The 17,143-nt window shown below is 73.9% G+C and carries 15 protein-coding genes; 5 read left to right on the top strand and 10 right to left on the bottom strand.

All coding sequences use genetic code 11. The features are described 5' to 3' along the window. Window positions 1-10: 10 nt before the first annotated feature. Together ACGF13_RS39610 and ACGF13_RS39605 are read left to right on the top strand one after the other, a co-directional pair. Window positions 11-1,309, top strand: a complete 1,299-nt coding sequence (locus ACGF13_RS39610) for an LCP family protein (RefSeq protein WP_392884443.1) — start codon at window positions 11-13, stop codon at window positions 1,307-1,309. A gap of 203 nt (window positions 1,310-1,512) precedes the next feature. Continuing rightward, on the top strand, window positions 1,513-3,138 hold the full coding sequence (locus ACGF13_RS39605) for an LCP family protein (RefSeq protein WP_392884442.1): 1,626 nt from the start codon (window positions 1,513-1,515) through the stop codon (window positions 3,136-3,138). Window positions 3,139-3,414: 276 nt separating this feature from the next. Here the strand turns inward: ACGF13_RS39605 and ACGF13_RS39600 are convergent, their stop codons facing one another. The 5 genes from ACGF13_RS39600 to ssuE form a co-directional block, all read right to left on the bottom strand. Next, window positions 3,415-4,455 (bottom strand): glycosyltransferase family 2 protein, encoded by a 1,041-nt coding sequence (locus ACGF13_RS39600; protein WP_392884441.1) that lies wholly within the window; start codon window positions 4,453-4,455, stop codon window positions 3,415-3,417. Between the two features lie 161 nt (window positions 4,456-4,616). Beyond that, the gene (locus ACGF13_RS39595; protein ID WP_392884440.1) at window positions 4,617-6,614 is read right to left on the bottom strand and encodes a hypothetical protein; all 1,998 of its coding nucleotides are present in this window, start codon (window positions 6,612-6,614) and stop codon (window positions 4,617-4,619) included. A 224-nt stretch (window positions 6,615-6,838) separates the two neighbouring features. Beyond that, window positions 6,839-9,406 (bottom strand): ABC transporter permease, encoded by a 2,568-nt coding sequence (locus tag ACGF13_RS39590; RefSeq protein ID WP_392884439.1) that lies wholly within the window; start codon window positions 9,404-9,406, stop codon window positions 6,839-6,841. A 19-nt stretch (window positions 9,407-9,425) separates the two neighbouring features. Then, window positions 9,426-10,214: an ABC transporter ATP-binding protein gene (locus ACGF13_RS39585; RefSeq protein ID WP_392884437.1), complete on the bottom strand. Its 789-nt coding sequence runs from the start codon at window positions 10,212-10,214 to the stop codon at window positions 9,426-9,428. Between the two features lie 322 nt (window positions 10,215-10,536). After that, entirely contained in the window at window positions 10,537-11,091 is a 555-nt protein-coding gene (gene ssuE / locus ACGF13_RS39580) for an NADPH-dependent FMN reductase (protein WP_392884436.1), read from the bottom strand. An 842-nt stretch (window positions 11,092-11,933) separates the two neighbouring features. Here ssuE and ACGF13_RS39575 point away from each other — a divergent pair. Together ACGF13_RS39575 and ACGF13_RS39570 are read left to right on the top strand one after the other, a co-directional pair. Then, entirely contained in the window at window positions 11,934-12,902 is a 969-nt protein-coding gene (locus ACGF13_RS39575; RefSeq protein WP_392884434.1) for an LCP family protein, read from the top strand. 38 nt (window positions 12,903-12,940) lie between these two features. Next, window positions 12,941-13,426 carry a hypothetical protein gene (locus ACGF13_RS39570; RefSeq protein ID WP_392884433.1) on the top strand — a complete coding sequence of 162 codons (486 nt, stop codon included), beginning with the start codon at window positions 12,941-12,943 and terminating at the stop codon, window positions 13,424-13,426. A gap of 65 nt (window positions 13,427-13,491) precedes the next feature. Here the strand turns inward: ACGF13_RS39570 and ACGF13_RS39565 are convergent, their stop codons facing one another. Next, window positions 13,492-14,067 (bottom strand): hypothetical protein, encoded by a 576-nt coding sequence (locus ACGF13_RS39565; RefSeq protein ID WP_392884432.1) that lies wholly within the window; start codon window positions 14,065-14,067, stop codon window positions 13,492-13,494. A gap of 283 nt (window positions 14,068-14,350) precedes the next feature. Next, window positions 14,351-14,854: a peptidylprolyl isomerase gene (locus ACGF13_RS39560; RefSeq protein WP_392884430.1), complete on the bottom strand. Its 504-nt coding sequence runs from the start codon at window positions 14,852-14,854 to the stop codon at window positions 14,351-14,353. 190 nt (window positions 14,855-15,044) lie between these two features. Here ACGF13_RS39560 and ACGF13_RS39555 point away from each other — a divergent pair, with 190 nt between their 5' ends. Further along, window positions 15,045-15,449: a MerR family transcriptional regulator gene (locus ACGF13_RS39555; RefSeq protein ID WP_392884479.1), complete on the top strand. Its 405-nt coding sequence runs from the start codon at window positions 15,045-15,047 to the stop codon at window positions 15,447-15,449. A gap of 6 nt (window positions 15,450-15,455) precedes the next feature. Here ACGF13_RS39555 and ACGF13_RS39550 read toward each other — a convergent pair whose 3' ends face one another. From ACGF13_RS39550 to ACGF13_RS39540, 3 genes are all read right to left on the bottom strand, one after another. Next, window positions 15,456-15,935: a GNAT family N-acetyltransferase gene (locus ACGF13_RS39550; RefSeq protein ID WP_392884477.1), complete on the bottom strand. Its 480-nt coding sequence runs from the start codon at window positions 15,933-15,935 to the stop codon at window positions 15,456-15,458. Between the two features lie 89 nt (window positions 15,936-16,024). Continuing rightward, entirely contained in the window at window positions 16,025-16,891 is an 867-nt protein-coding gene (locus ACGF13_RS39545; protein WP_392884428.1) for an oxidoreductase, read from the bottom strand. 159 nt (window positions 16,892-17,050) lie between these two features. Further along, window positions 17,051-17,143 (bottom strand): acyl-CoA dehydrogenase family protein (locus tag ACGF13_RS39540; protein WP_132919430.1); only part of this gene is annotated, 93 nt, incomplete at its 5' end.

The following is a 17,143-nucleotide window of genomic DNA, read 5'->3' as shown; positions in this document are numbered from 1 at the left end:
GATCGCTGCCATGGCCGAGGACGACACCGAGCACCCCCCGACCGCCACTCCCCCGACGAACGGCCCCGCTCAGGAGGGCCAGTCGGCGGACACCCCTCCGGCCGGAACGAAACGCCCGCGCAAGCGCCGGCGGTGGCTGATGATCACCGCCGGCGCCGTCGCGTTCCTACTGGTCGCCACCGGGGCGCTGCTCTGGATCGCCTATCGCAAGCTGGACGGCAACATCCGCACCGACTCGGCCACCGACCGGCTGCTCGCCAAGCTGGAGGCCGAGCGGCCGAGCCGCACCGCCGGGGCGCGGGGCGCCGAGAACATCCTGCTGATCGGCAGCGACGACCGATCCGGCGCGAACGGCTCGTACGGCGGCGAGGCCGGCAGCCAGCGCTCGGACACCACGATCCTGCTGCACCTGGCCGCCGACCGGAAGCACGCGACGGCGGTCTCCGTCCCGCGCGACGTCATGGTCGGCGTGCCCGCCTGCGAGAAGCCGGACGGCACCCTCAGCCGACCGGCGCTGATGCAGTTCAACCAGGCCTTCGAGACGGGCGGTCCGGCCTGTTCGATCCGCACGGTCGAACAGTTGAGCGGCATCCGGATCGACCACTACGTGATCCTCGACTTCAGCGGCTTCAAGACGATGGTGGACTCGATCGGCGGGGTCGAGGTGTGCGTGCCGCAGCCGATCCACGACAAGGACGCCAGGCTCGACCTGCCCGCCGGCCGGCAGGTCCTGCACGGCGAGCAGGCGCTCGGCTACGTCCGGGTCCGGGAGAGCCTGGGCGACGGCAGCGACACCCAACGCATGGGCCGCCAGCAGCAGTTCCTGGCCTCGCTGATCCGCAAGGCGCAGTCGCAGGGCGTGCTGCTGAACCCGGCGAAGCTGTGGCCGGTGCTGAACGCCGCCACCTCCTCCGTCCGGGCGGACGGCGGGCTGTCCTCGCTCGGCGCGCTGTACGACCTCACCCAGGACCTGCGCGGTGTCCCCTCGGCGGACGTGGTCTTCCTGACCGCGCCGCGCCGCCCGTACCACTACGACTCGGACCGGGACGAGTTCGTGCAGCCGCAGACCGGCCAGTTGTTCGCGGCGCTGCGGGACGACCGGCAGGTCGCCGTACGGCCGCCCGCGTCCGTGTCCTCGCCGGGCCCGGCCGCGGGGACGGGCCCCACCCTGGCGCCGGGCCAGGGAGCGGGCGCCGGGACGACCCCGACGGCCGACGCGGCGGCGCTGGCGGACACGTCACCCTCGGCGAGCGCCGCACCCACCTTCGAGGGACGCACCGCCGACGTGGACGCCTGCGCCCCGCACTGAGCCCGGCACCCTGGACCGGCCCGCCCGCCGATCCGGACGCTTCCGCAATTGCTCGGCCGCGAGCGGTATTTGGCTCCGCACTGCCGGAACGTGGCGGAGATCACACCGGGAACGACTCCTCCGTTCGGCTCGTCTAGTGTGTCCGGATCGGCCTGTCCGCGCGGGCGGTCCGTAGCCGTGACCGGTCGAAGGTAGGGAACCCCGTGCACGAGGAGCAACCGGAAGCCGGACGGTACCGGGTGGAGCCGCCCCCCGGCGTCCCCCGGCAGCGCCGCCGGGCCGCCGAGGCACCCACCGCACCGACCGCATCGACCGCACCGACCACGGAGGGCCGCCGGGACAGCCGGCGGCGGGCGGCCGCGCTCGCCAAGCGCAGCCGGCGCCGACGGGCGCTCAAGTGGACGGCCGGGGCGGGCGCCCTGGTGATGGTGGCGGGCTGCGGTGGGGCGTACTACCTGTACCGGCACTTCAACGACAACCTGACCTCGGTCAAGGTCCAGCTGGGCGACGAGTCCGAGCGCCCGGCGGCCGCCGGGGACGCGCTGAACGTCCTGGTGATCGGCACGGACAGCCGGGAGGGCCTCGGCCGCGAGTACGGCGACGAGGGCAGCACCGGGCACGCCGACACCACGCTGCTGTTCCACATCGCCAAGGACCGCTCCAACGCGACGGTGGTCAGCCTCCCGCGCGACCTGATGGTGCCGATCCCGGAGTGCCAGAACGCCCAGGGAAAGAAGATCCCGGGCTCGACCCGGAGCGAGTTCAACAACAGCCTCGGCCAGGAGGGGCGCGACGCGGGCTGCACCTGGAAGACCGTCGAGAAGACCACCGGCGTCCGGGTCGACCACTTCGTGCAGGTCAACTTCGAGGCGGTGAAGACCCTCTCCACCGCCGTCGGCGGGGTCGAGGTCTGCGCGGCCAAGGACATCAACGACTCCGGCTCCCACCTCAAGATGACCAAGGGCCGGCACGTGGTCCAGGGCGACGAGGCGCTGGCCTTCGTCCGCACCCGGCACGCGGTCGGCCAGGGCGGCGACCTCACCCGGATCCCGCTCCAGCAGCAGTTCATCAGCTCGATGATCCGCAAGATCAAGAGCGACGACACCCTGACCAGCCCGAGCAAGCTCTACAAGCTCGCGGACGCCGCCACCAAGGCGCTCACCGTGGACTCCGGCATCGGCAGCGTGGACAAGCTCAAGGACCTCGCGCTGGACATCAGCAAGGTGGACACCAAGAACATCACCTTCACTACCGCGCCCGTCCTGGACGACCCCAAGGACAGCGACCGGGTGATCCTCAAGCAGCCGGACGCCGGGCAGCTGTTCGCGATGATCGCGGGCGACCGCTCGCTGACCGAGACCGCCGCGCCGCCCGCCGCGGAGGCCCCGGCCACCGACGCCGCGTCGCCCGCGCCGCAGGCCCCGGCCGCCACCGCGCCGGCCGCCGCCCCGGCCCTCCCCGCCAAGCTCGTCCAGCTGACGGTGCGCAACGGCAGCGGCACGCGCGGGCAGTCCGGGCCGACCGTGGAGAAGCTCCGGGCGAAGGGCTACGACAAGGCCGCGGTGGGCAGCGACGCACCGCCCGCCGACACCACGACGGTGTCCTACCCGTCCGGCCGGGAGGCCGAGGCCCAGGCCCTGGCCGCGGCCCTCGGCCTGCCCGGCGACGCCGTCCGGCCGGCCGAGAAGGCGGACCCGAAGGGCGGGCTGCTGCTGGTGCTCGGCAAGGACGTGCTGGCCGCCCCGACCGGCCCGGCGGCGGTGCCCACCGAGGCGCCCGAGGACCTCCAGCGGGTGCAGGCGGACGACACCGACGTCTGCGCCAAGTAGCCGCCGGAGTACGGGGGTTCCGTGCTGCTCCGGCTGCCGCTCCGCGGTCCGGGGGGGGCACTGCCGGCCACGGTCCGGGGGGCACTGCCACTCGGCGGTCCGGGGGCACCGCCGGCCGCGGCGGCCCGCTCGTCGAGGTCCGCGCCCGGCTCGGTCCCGGCCCCGGCCGACCCCGCCGTCGACTGCCGCCCTGCGCACCGGCGGCAGCGGGGCCGACGCCGGTCACGAGCGGGTGGCGAAACGAATCAGCGGGTGTGCGGGTCGGCGGTGTGCGGGTCAGCCGGCCTTCGAGAGCACGTCCTTGGCGGACGGGCCGACGCTGGCGATCACTCTGCGGGCCAGCGAGCGCGGCGAGGTCAGGAAGCCGAAGCCCCAGCTGAGGTGCATGGTCGCGAGGGCCACCGGCAGCAGCGCCTTGGCCTTGAACGACAGGCCGCGGCCCTCGACCGCCGCACCGCCGAGGATGCCCAGCAGGTAGGCGCCGGGCACCGCGAGGAAGGCCGGGTGGACGGCGGCGCCGAGCGCCACCCCGAGGACGACCGCGGCCAGCGCGGCCGGCGGGGCGAGGTAGCGCATGTTGACCGAGCCGCGGTGGTAGCGGGTGACCACCCGGCGCCAGCGGCCGTAGTCCTTGTACTGCTTGGCCAGCGCCCGCACCGAGGGGCGGGGCCGGTACGTCACCTTGAGCTGCGGGGTGAACCAGACCAGTCCGCCGTCCTGGCGGATCCGGTAGTTCAGCTCCCAGTCCTGGGCGCGGATGAACTCCTCGTTGTAGCCGCCGAGCTTCTCCAGCACCTCGCGCCGGAACACCCCGAGGTAGACGGTGTCCGCCGGGCCGGCCAGGCCGCCGGTGTGGAAGGCCGCGTTCCCGACGCCGATCTTGGAGGTCATCGCGGCGGCGACCGCGTGCTCCCACTCGGTCTCGCCCTCGGCGTGCATGATGCCGCCGACGTTGGCCGCGTCCATCTCGCCGAGCAGTCGGACCGCCGTGGTGATGTAGCCCGGCGTGAGCAGGCCGTGACCGTCCACGCGCACGACTATCGGGTGCCGGGAGCCCCGGATCGCGGCGTTCAGCCCGGCCGGCGTCCGGCCGGTGGGGTTCGCCACCGTCCGCACCCGCGGGTCCTCCGCCACCAGCTCGGCCGCGATCTCCGCGGTGCGGTCGGTGGACGGCCCCAGGGCGATCACCACCTCCATCGGCCCGGGGTACTCCTGGTCCAGGATGCGGCGGACCGCCGTGCGCAGGTGACGTTCCTCGTTGAGCACCGGCATGATCACGGAAACAGCCGGCAGCTCCTCAGCAGCCTTGGTGTTCATCGGGGCCAACCGTACCGGTGCGGACACGTCCCCGTCTTGTCCCGGTCAGGGCCTTCCGGGACGCCTCGCGGCGCGACACGGGCGCTGTGATCAAGAACACCGTACTCCCCCTCGGAGGCGGGCCGGAAGCGGTGTGGATCCGGTGTCGGTCCGGGGCGGGTTCAGAGTGCGTAGTGGGCGACGGTGAACACCGCGTAACCGGTCAGCGCGAGCCGGTTGACCAGGTGCTGGGGGCCGCCGAGGCGGTCCGGCAGGGCCTGCGCCGGGCGCAGGTCGGGGCGGTGGGCGGCGGTGGCGACGGTCCTGGCCAGCGCCGCCGGGTCGTACCGGCCGCCGAAGAGCGCGGCCAGCCAGACCGTCGGGCGGTTGAAGAAGGAGAACTCCCGGCCGCCGCGCACCCGGATGGTGAGCAGGTCCCGGTGCACCGCCGCCGCGGTGATCTCCGACCACCGGTAGCCGCGGGTGCGCAGCGCGGTGGCCACCCGCAGACCGTCGCGGTCGGCCACCAGCTGCCAGGAGAGCGCCTGGGCGCAGGCGAGGATCGCCAGCGAGCCGATCCACAGCGGGCGCAGCAGCCCCTCCCACCAGCCGTCGTCGTCGAGCAGCACGACGGCGGCGGCGACCAGCAGCGCCGCCAGCGGCCCGGCCGCCGCCCGCAGCGGCAGCGGCATCTCCCAGCGGCGGGCGGCGAGTGGCTCGGTGTCCGGACCGGGTTCGGGGGCGGCGGCGACCGTCTCGGCGGTCAGCGCGGCGACGGCGAGCTCGCGCTCGCGGTAGCGCCCGGAGCGCCGGCCGAGGCGCGGGGCCCGGGCGGCGGGGGCGACCACGGCCGCCACCCAGTGCGGGTCGCCGTCCAGCAGGCCGGGGCGGACGAGGAGCTGGTGGTCGGGGCCGTCGGGGCCGACGTAGAGCACGGCGGGCACGCTGCGCCCGGCCCGGGCCAGCCACTCGGCGGCCTCGGCCGGGGTCGCCCGGTCGAACAGCTCCTCGTCCTCCTCCTCGTCCTCGTCCTCGTCGTGGTCGAGGACCGGGTCGGGGTAGTCGGCCTCCTCGTCCTCGGTCGCCCGGTGCTCGGGTACCCAGGCCGGGGACTCGCCGTCCGGGGCGGCGGCGCGGGCCCAGCGGTAGCGGTCGCGTTCGACCAGCCGCCAGAGCCCGGGGCCGTCCGGCGGGCCGTCCAGCGGCAGCACCAGCAGGTCGCCGCGGGCGTCGGCGCGCACCCGTACGGCGAGCGCGGGGGCGGCGCCGACGAAGGCGGGCCTGTTCCGGCGGGCGCTCGCCGCGGCGGCCGAGCCGAGCAGCACCAGGCCGGGCAGGGCGATCAGGCCGCCGGCGGCCAGCTGGCCGGAGACCTCGTAGTCGTCGCCGAGGGCGCGCACCGACTCGCCGTTCACCAGCAGCGGGACGGGATCGCCGGAGCGGGGGCGGTGCTGCCACCAGACGTCCAGGTCGGCGGTGCGCTCGGGGCCGCCGCCGGGCGGCTGGAAGCGGACGGTGAGCACACCGTCCCGGTCCTCCCCGTCCACGGTACCGGTCACCCGGGTGGCCAGGTCGGCGGCGGCGGTCTCCCGGGCCTGCGCCCAGAGGCCGTACACCGGGAAGGCCGCGGCGACCACCAGCAGCAGGACGCCGAGGGCGCGGCGCAGCACGGGTGGGCCGTCCGGGTGGACGGGCGAGGGCGCGCCGGCGGCCGCCCAGGGGTAGGGGACGGGCGGGGCCATCAGCTCGTCCAGCTGCTGGCGGGCGCGGCGGCGGCCGGCCTCGGCGCCGAGCAGGACGGCGGCGAGCAGCACGTGGACCAGCACCGCCGACCAGCGGGCGAGCGGGGTGACCAGACCCTCCGGGAGGTACCAGAGCAGGGCCAGGACGACCGGCGGGACGAACACCCGGATCCTGGCCCTGGTGGCCAGCAGGACGATCTCGGCCAGCGCCGACCAGGCGGCCAGCCCCGAACCCCAGGTGTCCCGGCAGATGTTCTGGGCGTTGCACCGGCCCACGTCCGGTTCCACCACGCTCGCCAGGATCACGAACCCGAGCGGCACCAGCGCGAGCCAGCGGCCGTCCAGCCGCCAGGCGGTCCGGGCGGCTCGCCAGCGGGCGGCGGCCGCGCCGGTGAGGGGCGCGGCACTGGGGAGGGACGGGGCGTCCGAGGGGAACATCGGACGATCATCTCAGCACTCCGGAGAGCGGACGCCGCTCGGGCGGAGCCGCCCTGCGGGGGCGAGGACGGGGGCGAGGAACGGCACCGGGGCCGGGTGCTGTCGCGCACCCGGCCCCGATCCCCCGTGCCCCCGTTTCCCCCGTGGGCGTCCCCGTCCCCCGTTCCCCCGTGGGACCGCCCCGTTTCCCCCGTGCTCCGGACCCGGCGCCCGCCGGCGCCGGGTCAGTCCGTCGCGATGGCCGCGAGGACGTTCATCCGTCCGGCCCGGAAGGCCGGGACGAGGGCGGCGAACAGGCCGATCAGCACCGAGGCGACCAGCGTGATCGCCACCGTGGCGGTCGGGACGGAGAGCGTCCCGAGGCCCTGGTCCCGCAGCACCCGCTGGGCGGTGACGCCCCAGGCGAGGCCCAGCCCGGTGCCGAGGACCGCGCCGAACACCGCGATCACCACGGACTCCAGCCGGATCATCCGGCGCAGCTGGCGGCGGGAGAGCCCGATCGCCCGCAGCAGGCCGATCTCACGGGTCCGCTCGACCACCGACAGCGCCAGGGTGTTGACCACACCGAGCACCGCGACCGTGATGGACAGCGCGACCAGCCCGTAGATCAGGTACAGCAGGGTGTTGATCTGGGACTGGGCGAGCTCCTTGTAGCCGGCCCGGTCCTTGATGGTCAGCTGCGGGTACTCCTTGAGCCCGTCCTCCAGCGCGGTGAGCGTCTTCTCGACGTCGGCGCCGGAGGAGGCCTTGGCGAAGAAGGTCCGCACCGGCGGCTGCTCGGCGGCCGGGACGGCCTTCTCCATGGTGTCCATGGCCACGAAGGAGCCGTCGCCGAACAGTTCGCCCTTGCCGAGGACCGCGCCGACCGGCAGCGCCTGGGTACGGCCCTGGCCGTAGTCGACGGTGACCTGGTCGCCGACCTTCAGGCCGTGGTCCTTGGCGAAGGCGGCGCCGATCGCCAGCGAGCCGCGCTGGAGCGAGTCCACCGCGCCGGAGTCGACGGTCGGCCGGAAGTCGGTGCCGAAGAAGGCCGGCGGCACGGCGCTGAGCTGGGTCTTCGCCTGCTGCCCGTCCGACAGCCGGACCTTCGCGGAGAAGAAGGACCGCTGGATGGTGATGTGGTCGATGCCCTGGGTCCGCTTGACCGCGTCCATCATCTCGGGGGTGATCGCGGTGCGGCCGCCGGAGACGATGTAGTCCGCGCCCACCGACTTGTCGATCTGCGCGCTGGTCGAGGTGACGGCCGAGGAGCTGAACACCGCGGAGGCGATCACCAGCGCCAGGCCGATCATCAGCGCGGCGGCGGTGGCGCCGGTGCGGCGCGGGTTGCGCATCGCGTTGCGCTGGGCGAGCCGGCCGGACGGGCCGAACAGCGCCGGCAGCAGCGCGCCGAGCACCCGGACGACGGCCGAGGCCAGCAGCGGGCCGAGCACCACGAAGCCGACCAGGGTGAGCACCACACCGAGGCCCAGGTACCGGCCGCCGGTGGCGGCCTTCTCCGCCCCCGCGCCGAGCACCAGCACCGCGCCGCCGCCCGCCGTCAGCAGCAGGCCGAGGACGGTGCGGACCAGGTTGCCCCGGGACTCGGCCGGGGTGCCGTGGTCGCGCAGCGCGGCCATCGGCGAGATCCGGCTCGCCCGGCGGGCCGGGAGCCAGGCCGCGGCCAGGGTGACCACGATGCCCAGCGCGTACCCCGCGACGAACACGTCCGGCCCGATCTGCAGGTCGGCCGCCTCGAGGTCCATGCCGATCGCGGTCATCAGCTTGATCAGGCCGACCGCCACGCCCAGGCCGGCCGCGACCCCGAGGGTCGAGCCGAGCACGCCCAGGATCAGCGCCTCGACCAGCACCGAGCGGTTGACCTGCCGCCGGCTGCCGCCGATGGCGCGCAGCAGGCCGATCTCCCGGGTGCGCTGGGCGACCAGCATCGAGAAGGTGTTGACGATCAGGAAGGCGCCGACGATCGCCGAGACGAAGGCGAAGCCGAGCATCGCGTACTTCATGAAGCCGAGGCCCTTGCCGACCTGCTCGCTGCGGTCGGCCTTCTGCTCGGCCGCCGTCTTCACCTGGTAGCCGGAGCCGAGCCCGGCCAGCGCGTCCGCCTTGAGCCGGTCGTCGCCGCGGCTGCCGTCACCGTACGCCTCGACGGTGGTGAAGGCCTGCTCGCCGAGCAGCGTGCGCTGGGCGGTCGGGGTGTCCAGGAAGCCGAGCGCCGCGCCCGGGTTGGTGGTGGTGAAGGTGGCGATGCCGACGATGGTGAAGTCCTGCCGGCCGAGCGGGTTCTCGACCCTGAGGGTGGCGCCGAGGCCGAGCTTGGCCTTCTTCGCGGTGTCCGCGTCCAGCACCAGCTCGGTCGGGCCGCTCGGGGTGCGGCCCGAGGTGATCTTCACCGGGTTGCTCGGGGTGTCGATCCAGTTGCCGAGCAGGGTGGGCGCGCCGGTGGTCGGGCCGACCAGCTTGTTGGTGGCCGGGTTGATCAGCACGGCGTTCTCGACCAGGACCTGGCCGACCGCGCGCTTCACCCCAGGCAGCCCGGCGACCCGCTGTTCCAGCGCGACCGGGACGGTCGGCGGCTTGACGGCGGCCTGCATCTCGTCGTCGGAGGGCTTGGGCGGCTGGACCGAGATGTCGGAGGCGGTCGCGGCGAAGAGCTTGTCGAAGGTGCCGGTGGCCGTGTTGGAGAAGACCAGGGTGCCGGAGACGAAGGCCACCGACAGCACGACGGCGACGAGCGAGAGCGCCATCCGGCCCTTGTGGGCGAAGAAGCTCCGCAGTGAGGTCTTGAGCAGCATGATGGTGTCGCCCCGCCGCTCAGCTGGTGCGCTTGCCGTCGAAACGGCGCATGCGTTCGAGGACGGAGTCGGCGGTGGGCGCGTACATCTCGTCCACGATCACGCCGTCGGCGAGGAAGAGCACGCGGTCCGCGTAGCCGGCGGCGACCGGGTCGTGGGTGACCATCACGATGGTCTGGCCCAGCTCGTCCACCGAGCGGCGCAGGAAGGTCAGCACCTCGGCGCCGGAGCGGGAGTCCAGGTTCCCGGTGGGCTCGTCGCCGAAGATGATCTCGGGGCGGGCGGCCAGCGCCCGGGCCACCGCGACGCGCTGCTGCTGGCCGCCGGAGAGCTGGGTCGGGCGGTGCTTGAGCCGGCCGGACAGGCCGACCGTCTCCACCACCTGGTCCAGCCAGGCCCGGTCGGGTCTGCGTCCGGCGATGTCCATCGGGAGCGTGATGTTCTCCAGCGCGTTCAGGGTCGGGAGCAGGTTGAACGCCTGGAAGATGAAGCCGATCTTGTCGCGCCGGAGCCTGGTGAGCTGCTTGTCCCTGAGGCCGGTGATCTCGGTGTCGCCGATCCAGATCCGCCCCGTGCTGACCGTGTCCAGGCCCGCCAGGCAGTGCATCAGGGTGGACTTGCCGGAGCCCGAGGGGCCCATGATCGCGGTGAACCGGCCGCGCTGGATGTCGACGTCGACCGCGTCGAGCGCGGTCACCCTGGTCTCGCCCGAGCCGTACGCCTTGGTGACCTGACGGGCCGACGCGGCGACGGCGGACGCTCCGCCGGGAAGCTGGGGGTCGTACACGGCTGCTGGTGCCGTCGTCACTGGAGTCTCCTCAGAAGATGCGCTCACCCGTTGGCCCCCAGCCTCGCGGGCCCGCCCGCCGCGCGACATGGCGCAGGCGGTAGTCCTCGACCTGGAGTTGGCACCACCCTCCCGGTGGAGCCGGCCACCGGACCCGGCATGGCCGGGCCGCTTCCTGACGGGCGGGGATGTGAGAACCACGTTAGGAGTCGGCGGCGGACGGCTCGTCATCCGCCGGAATGACCCCTCTCAACCAAGGTTCTACGGGCCCCGGAGCGCATCCCCCTAGGGGTCGCCGCGGCCCGTCTCGGGGACGCCCCGTACGGGCCGCGGCGACGGGGCGTCAGCCCGCCAGCGCGGGTGCGGCCAGCCGCTCCAGGGCCGCGGCGAAGCCCGCCACGACCGGGGCCAGCAGCACCTCGGTCTCGCGCTCCACCAGGGTCGTGCCGTCCTCCCGGGCGGTGATGTGGCGGTCGAGCACGAACCAGCCCTGGGTGATGTGGTCGGCGCCCATCGAGCTGAGCACCGGACGCAGCGCGTAGTCCACCGCGAGGACGTGCGCGGGCGAGCCGCCGGTGGCGAGCGGCAGGACGGCCTTGCCGGCCAGCGCGTACTGCGGGAGCACGTCCAGCAGGGCCTTCAGCAGGCCCGAGTAGGCGGCCTTGTAGACGGGGGTGCCGATGACGACGCCGTCGGCGCGGGCGAACAGCTCGGTGACGGCGACGATGTCGGGGTGGTCGAAGTCGCCCGACAGCAGCGCGTGCGCGGGCAGGCTGCGGGCCTCGAAGGGGACGACCCGGTGGCCGCGCTCCGCCAGCCGCGCGTCGACGTGGCGCAGCAGGCGGGTGGTGCGGGAGGTGGCGGACGGGGAGCCGGAAACGGACAGGACGACGGCCATGGGTTCACCTCTGGCTGGAAGCGGGGCGGCGCGGGGCGGCAGGGCGTGGTGCGGTGGGGACCGCGCTGCGGCGGGGCCGGGACCGGGAGAAGCGGTGCCGGGGCGGCACCGGGGCCGCTACGTCGGCGGACGTGCGGGGAACGCGGACGTACGGGAGACGCGGGCGCGCGGGGAAGGCGGGCGCGCGGATCGTTACAGCGGGGCGCGCGTCAGCCGCGACAGAGCGAACAGGCCACACCGCGCCGCAGGTCGACGTGCCGCCGACGCGTGAGTGCCCAACGCTGATCCATGCCAGGAATGCAAACACGCCGTGTTCGAGCCGGTCAAGAAACGTTTCAGCAGCCGGAACGCCGGGTGTCCGGACGTTACGGCGGAACGATCCGGTACGTGCATCAAAACTGCTACAAGAGGCCTGGCGGACCCCCCGGGGGGAGTCAGCCCGACCTGGGTCGGGCATCCTCGTCGGCATGAACACGTGGCAGGAGGGCCGCCCGGGGGGCGGCGGGAACCCGTACGGCGGCAACGGCGGACGCGGCGCCGGCGAACGGCCGCTGCCGCCCTCGCTGAACCCGCGCGGGCCCGGGGCGGCCGCGCCGCGACAGCCGGGGCAGCCCGGGCCGTCCCGACTCGGCGGGGTCCCGCCGCAGGGGGCCGGCGCCCCCGGTGGCCGTCCGGGCGGGCCCGGAGGCCACGGCGGTCCCGGCGGTCCCGATGGTTCCGGTGGTCCGGGTCGCCCCGGTCCCGGCGGTCCGGGCGGTGCCGGTCGTCCCGGCGGTCCGGGCGGGCCCGGCGGCAGCCGCCCGTCCGGCGCCCAGGCCCGGCGCTGGCCGCGGCGGCGGATCGTGAAGTGGTCGGTCTTCGGCCTGCTGATCGCCGTCATGGTGACCGCCGTCTCCACCTGGTTCTGGGCGGACTCCAAGCTCAACCACGAGAACGTGCTCGCCGACTACCCCGGCCGCCCGGCCGCGGGCAAGGGCACCAACTGGCTGATCGTCGGCTCCGACAGCCGCCAGGGCCTCACCGACGCCGAGCAGGACGACCTGCACACCGGCCACGACACCGAGGGCAAGCGCAGCGACTCGATGATGATCCTGCACGTCGGGGACAACGGGAACACCCTGATGAGCATCCCGCGCGACTCCTGGGTGCCGATCCCCGAGCACCCCGGCAGCAACGGCAAGCCGGTCAAGGGCACCACCGCGAAGATCAACTCGGCCTTCGGCAACGGCGGCGGCCGGCTGCTGGTCCAGACCGTCGAGCAGACCACCGGCCTGCGGATCGACCACTACGCCGAGATCGGCTTCGGCGGCTTCGTCGGCATCGTCGACTCGATCGGCGGCGTCGAGATGCACATCGACCAGGACGTCAAGGACAAGGACTCCGGCCTCGACCTGAAGGCCGGCGACCAGACCCTCAGCGGCAAGCAGGCCCTGGCCTTCGTCCGCCAGCGCCACCAGATGGCCGACCAGGACCTCGGCCGGATGCGCAACCAGCAGAAGTTCCTCGGTGCCCTGGCCCACCAGGCCGCCTCGCCCGGCAACCTGATGAACCCGTTCACCTTCTACCCGCTGGTCGACTCGGCGCTCGGCACCCTGATCGTCGACGAGGACTGCGGGCTGACCGACCTCGGCTCGCTCTTCCTCGCCATGAAGGACGTCAACGGCGGCGACGGCAAGTCGCTGACCGTGCCGATCGGCAACCCGGACTTCCGGACCAAGACCGGCGAGTCCGCCGTGCTGTGGGACACCAACAAGTCCAAGCAGCTCTTCGACGCCTTCAAGAACGACACCGCGGTGCCGGAGTTCAAGTAGTCGGCCACCTCGTGTGACCGAGCCACCACAATGGGTGGATGTCACTCGTCACCGCGCTGATCCGCCACCGTCGCCACCGCCTCCTGGGCCGCCTGGTCCAGGAGGCGCTCGCGCTCTACGGGATGGAGGTGCCCGCCGCCTGCGAGATCGGGCCCGGGCTGCTCGTCTACCACCGCGGCTTCGGCACCGTGCTGCACCCGTACACCACCCTCGGCGCCGGCGTGACGCTCTACAACGGCGTGACCATCGGCCGGGCCGACCCGTGGGTGCCGCAGGAGGAGAGCGCGATGCGGCGGGTGGTGGTCGAGGACGGGGCGGTGCTGTGCGCGGGCGCCAAGGTGGTGTGCAAACAGGGCGTGCTGACCGTCGGCGCGGGCACCGTCGTCGGGGCCAACGCGGTACTCACCCGCTCGACCGGGCCCGGGGAGATCTGGGCCGGCGCACCGGCCCGGAAGGTGGGGATGCGGGCGGGCGACTGGGGGCCGTCGCCGATGCCGGCCCAGCCCGCCCCGAGCCACTCCTGAGCGGGCCGGCACCCTCCCGGACGGACCCACTCCCGGACGGGCGGACCCCTCCCGAGCGGACCCGATCAGACGAACGGCAGCAGACCGGTGCCGCACTCCGGGAAGCGGACCAGCCACTCCCCCTCGCCGCCGGCCGCCTCGGTGGCGCCCGCGAAGCCGTAGTGGATCGGCTGCCCGTCGCCGCTCAGCCACCTCGCGTGGGTCAGCTGCACCGACAGCGCGGCCGGGCGGAGCGGGGCGGTCACCTGGGCGGTCGGGGCCGGCTGCTCCAGCACCAGTTCGTGCTCGGTCTCGCCCGGCCGGAAGGTCACCACGGTCTCGGTGCCCGGGCGGCGCGGGAGGGCGCCCGCCGGGTCCGTCCAGTACGCGGCGACCATGACCGCGAGGGTGCCGTCCAGGCTGCCGGTGTCCGGGTGCACGTACTCCTCGTCCGCGACCCAGCGGGAATGGTGGCGGACCTCCTCCGGGCCCCACCGCTCGTCCCAGCGCACCCAGTAGCCCGCCACCCGCTTGACGGTCATGCCCTCGCGGACGACCCGGACGGCGAACCGCGCCGGGCCGACCGGATCGCAGCCGACCAGGGAGACCACCGTCACCTGTTCGTAGGTCACCTCGCCGTCGTCGGCGCCCTGCTCCATCATCGGTCAACCACCTTGCCGCTGAGTCGAGTTCGGCCGCGGATGGGGCCGCGTCCGAATCGAGCGTAGGGCCCCGGCCGAGGACGGCCACCCGATTGCCCGGTTCCGGCCCGGAGCGCGGCGCTCCGGGCTACCCTGCCCGCCGCACCGCGACCGGCCGCACCGGCGGGCATCGGACCGGGTGCGCGACCGGACACCCGGACGGATACGAAACCGCCCCGGAGCGGGGCGCCGGAACTCTCCGACGCCCCGCTCCGGGGCGGTGCGTGCCAGGTGGCGGCGGTCGTTACTTGACGTCGCCGACCACGCCGGACTTGGCGATGGTGATCTTGGCCGAGGTGCGGCCGCTCTGCGAGCCGAGGCCCTCGATCTTCTTGACCAGGTCCATGCCCTCGACGACCTCGCCGAAGACGACGTGCTTGCCGTCCAGCCAGTCGGTGACGATGGTGGTGACGAAGAACTGCGAGCCGTTGGTGTTGCGGCCGGCGTTGGCCATCGACAGCAGGCCCGGGCGGTCGTGCTTGAGCTGGAAGTTCTCGTCCGCGAACTTCTCGCCGTAGATGCTCTTGCCGCCGGTGCCGTTGTGGTTGGTGAAGTCACCGCCCTGGAGCATGAAGGCCGGGATCACGCGGTGGAAGCCGGAGCCCTCGTAGCCGAAGCCGTGCTGGCCGGTGGCCAGCTCGCGGAAGTTCTTGGCGGTCTTGGGGACGACCTCGTCGAACAGCTTGAAGACGATCCGGCCGGCCGGCTTGTCGTTGATCGTGATGTCGAAGAAAACGTTGGAAGACATGCAGGCGATGATGGCACGATCACCTGATCGGCGCTCGGCACCCCCGGCCGGGCGGGGCCGCGCGCGGCCGCGCCACCCGGTCGCGCGGTCCGGCTCCCGCGCCCCACCGGGCCGGCGCCGCGGAGGTTAACATCGTTGCCGGATCCAGGACTTGGCGCGGCACGGCGACCGGGGCGGCGGGGTGGACGGCATGCGGATCGGTGAACTGGCCCGGCGGACGGGTGTGAGCGAGCGCTCGCTGCGCTACTACGAGCAACAGGGCCTGCTGGCCGCCCGCCGCACCGAGGGCGGGCACCGGGAGTACCCGGAGGCCGCCGTCGACCGGGTGGTGCACATCCAGGAGCTGTTCGCGGCCGGACTGCACAGCCGGACCATCTACAAGATCCTCCCCTGCATGCGGGACTCCGACGGCGGCCCGAACGAGATCGCCACCCCGCTGCTGGTCGAGGAGCTCACCGCGCAGCGCGAACGGATCGACCGGACGATCAACGACCTGATGCGCTCCCGCGAGGTGCTGGACGAGGTGATCGCGACCGCCGCCGGGAGGCCGCCGACCGCCTCCGCGCAGCCGGCGGCCCCCTCCGAGGCCGCGTAGGAGCCCTCAGCCGAGCGGCGGGAGGTCCCGCTCGGCGACGGCCTGGTCGCCGCTGGTCTCCCCGGTCGGACGGAAGCCGAGGCGGGCGTAGAACTCCGCCGGGCCGTCCGGACCGGGGTGGTAGGTGACCGTCGCCCGGGTGCCGCCGCGGCGGCGGATCTCCGCGCAGACCTGCTCGACGGCGAAACGGCCGTAGCCGCCGCGCTGCCGCTCGGCGTCGACCAGCAGCCGCCACAGGCCGGAGCGGGGGAGGTCGCCGGGGCGGTCCGGGTGGAAGGTGATGTCGAAGAAGGCCATCACGAAGCCGACCGGCCGCCCGCCGTCCAGGATCAGCCGGGGCCAGGCCGTCTCCCCGTACGCGTACGCCTCGGCCAGCGACTTCACCACCGGCGCCACCAGGCCCTCCTGGCCGGGGCGGACCCGCAGCGCGAGGGCGGCGTCGATGTTCTCGGGGGTGATGGGAGCCAGGCTGAGCGCGGGCGGCATGATCGGCATGGCGGGCAGCCTAGAGATCACGGCCGCCCGCCGTCGCACGGTTTTCCGGGCGCCCCGCCGGGCGGGGCTACTGCCCGGGGCTACTGCCCGGCCGGGAAGTCGGTGCCTCGGCCGACCTCCGCCCAGGCCTCGGTCTCCCGCCGCGCCTCGTCGAGGGTGCCGAGGACGCCGTCCACCGCGTCGCCGCCGAGCGCGAGCCGCAGCGGGGTCCGCTCGGCGGCCAGCGCGGCCAGGATCGCCTCGGCGGCCTTCACCGGATCCCCGGCCTGCTTGCCGTCGGAGTCCGGCAGCCCGCTGCGGACCGGGCCGACGATCGGGTCGTACGCCTCGATCGGGGTGGAGTGGGCGAGCGCGTCGCCGCCCGCGAAGCCGGTGCGGAACGCGCCGGGCTCGACGATCAGCACCTTGACCCCGAAGCCGGCCACCTCCTTGGCCAGCGCCTCGGACAGCCCCTCCAGGGCGAACTTGGTGGCCGAGTAGGCGCCCACGCCGGGGAAGCTGAAGCGGCCGCCCATGCTGCTCATCTGCACCACCGCGCCCGAGCCCTGGGCCCGCAGGTGCGGCAGCACGGCCCGGGTGAGGGCGGCCGGGCCGAAGAAGTGCAGCTCCATCAGGTCCCGCAGCTCGCGGTCGGTGGACTCCTCTACGGCGCCGATCAGCCCGCGCCCGGCGTTGTTCACCAGGACGTCGATCCGGCCGTGCCGCCGGACGGTCTCCTCGACGACGACCGGGATCCGCTCCTGGTCGGTGACGTCCAGCCGGACCGGGAACAGCTTGCCGGGGTGCCGGGTGGCCGCCACCTCCAGCGTCTCGGGGCGCCGGACGGCCGCCACGACGGTGTCGCCGGCCGCCAGCGCGACCTTCGCGATCGCCCGGCCGAAGCCGGAGTTGGCGCCGGTGATCAGCCAGACCTTGCCGGCGGGGTCCTGCTCGGGAGTGCTGCCCATGATCGTCGATCACTCGCAATCGTCGTGTGCTGCCCATGAATTGACGATCATTTATGACACCGGCACGGGCGCCGCGTCCAGGACGGTTCGATGCCGGACGACATACGGCCCCCGACCGCGGACGGGCGGTCGGGGGCCGTAGGAGCAGGTCAGGGACGGTTACGGGAGGTTGCGGGCCATCACGATCCGCTGGACCTGGTTGGTCCCCTCGTAGATCTGCGTGATCTTCGCGTCCCGCATCATCCGCTCCAC

The sequence above is a fragment of the Kitasatospora sp. NPDC048286 genome (assembly GCF_043201735.1).
Classification (GTDB): Bacteria; Actinomycetota; Actinomycetes; order Streptomycetales; family Streptomycetaceae; genus Kitasatospora.
The sequence above is the reverse complement of the archived record's forward strand: the minus strand, read 5'-3'. Positions and strand labels throughout refer to the sequence as shown.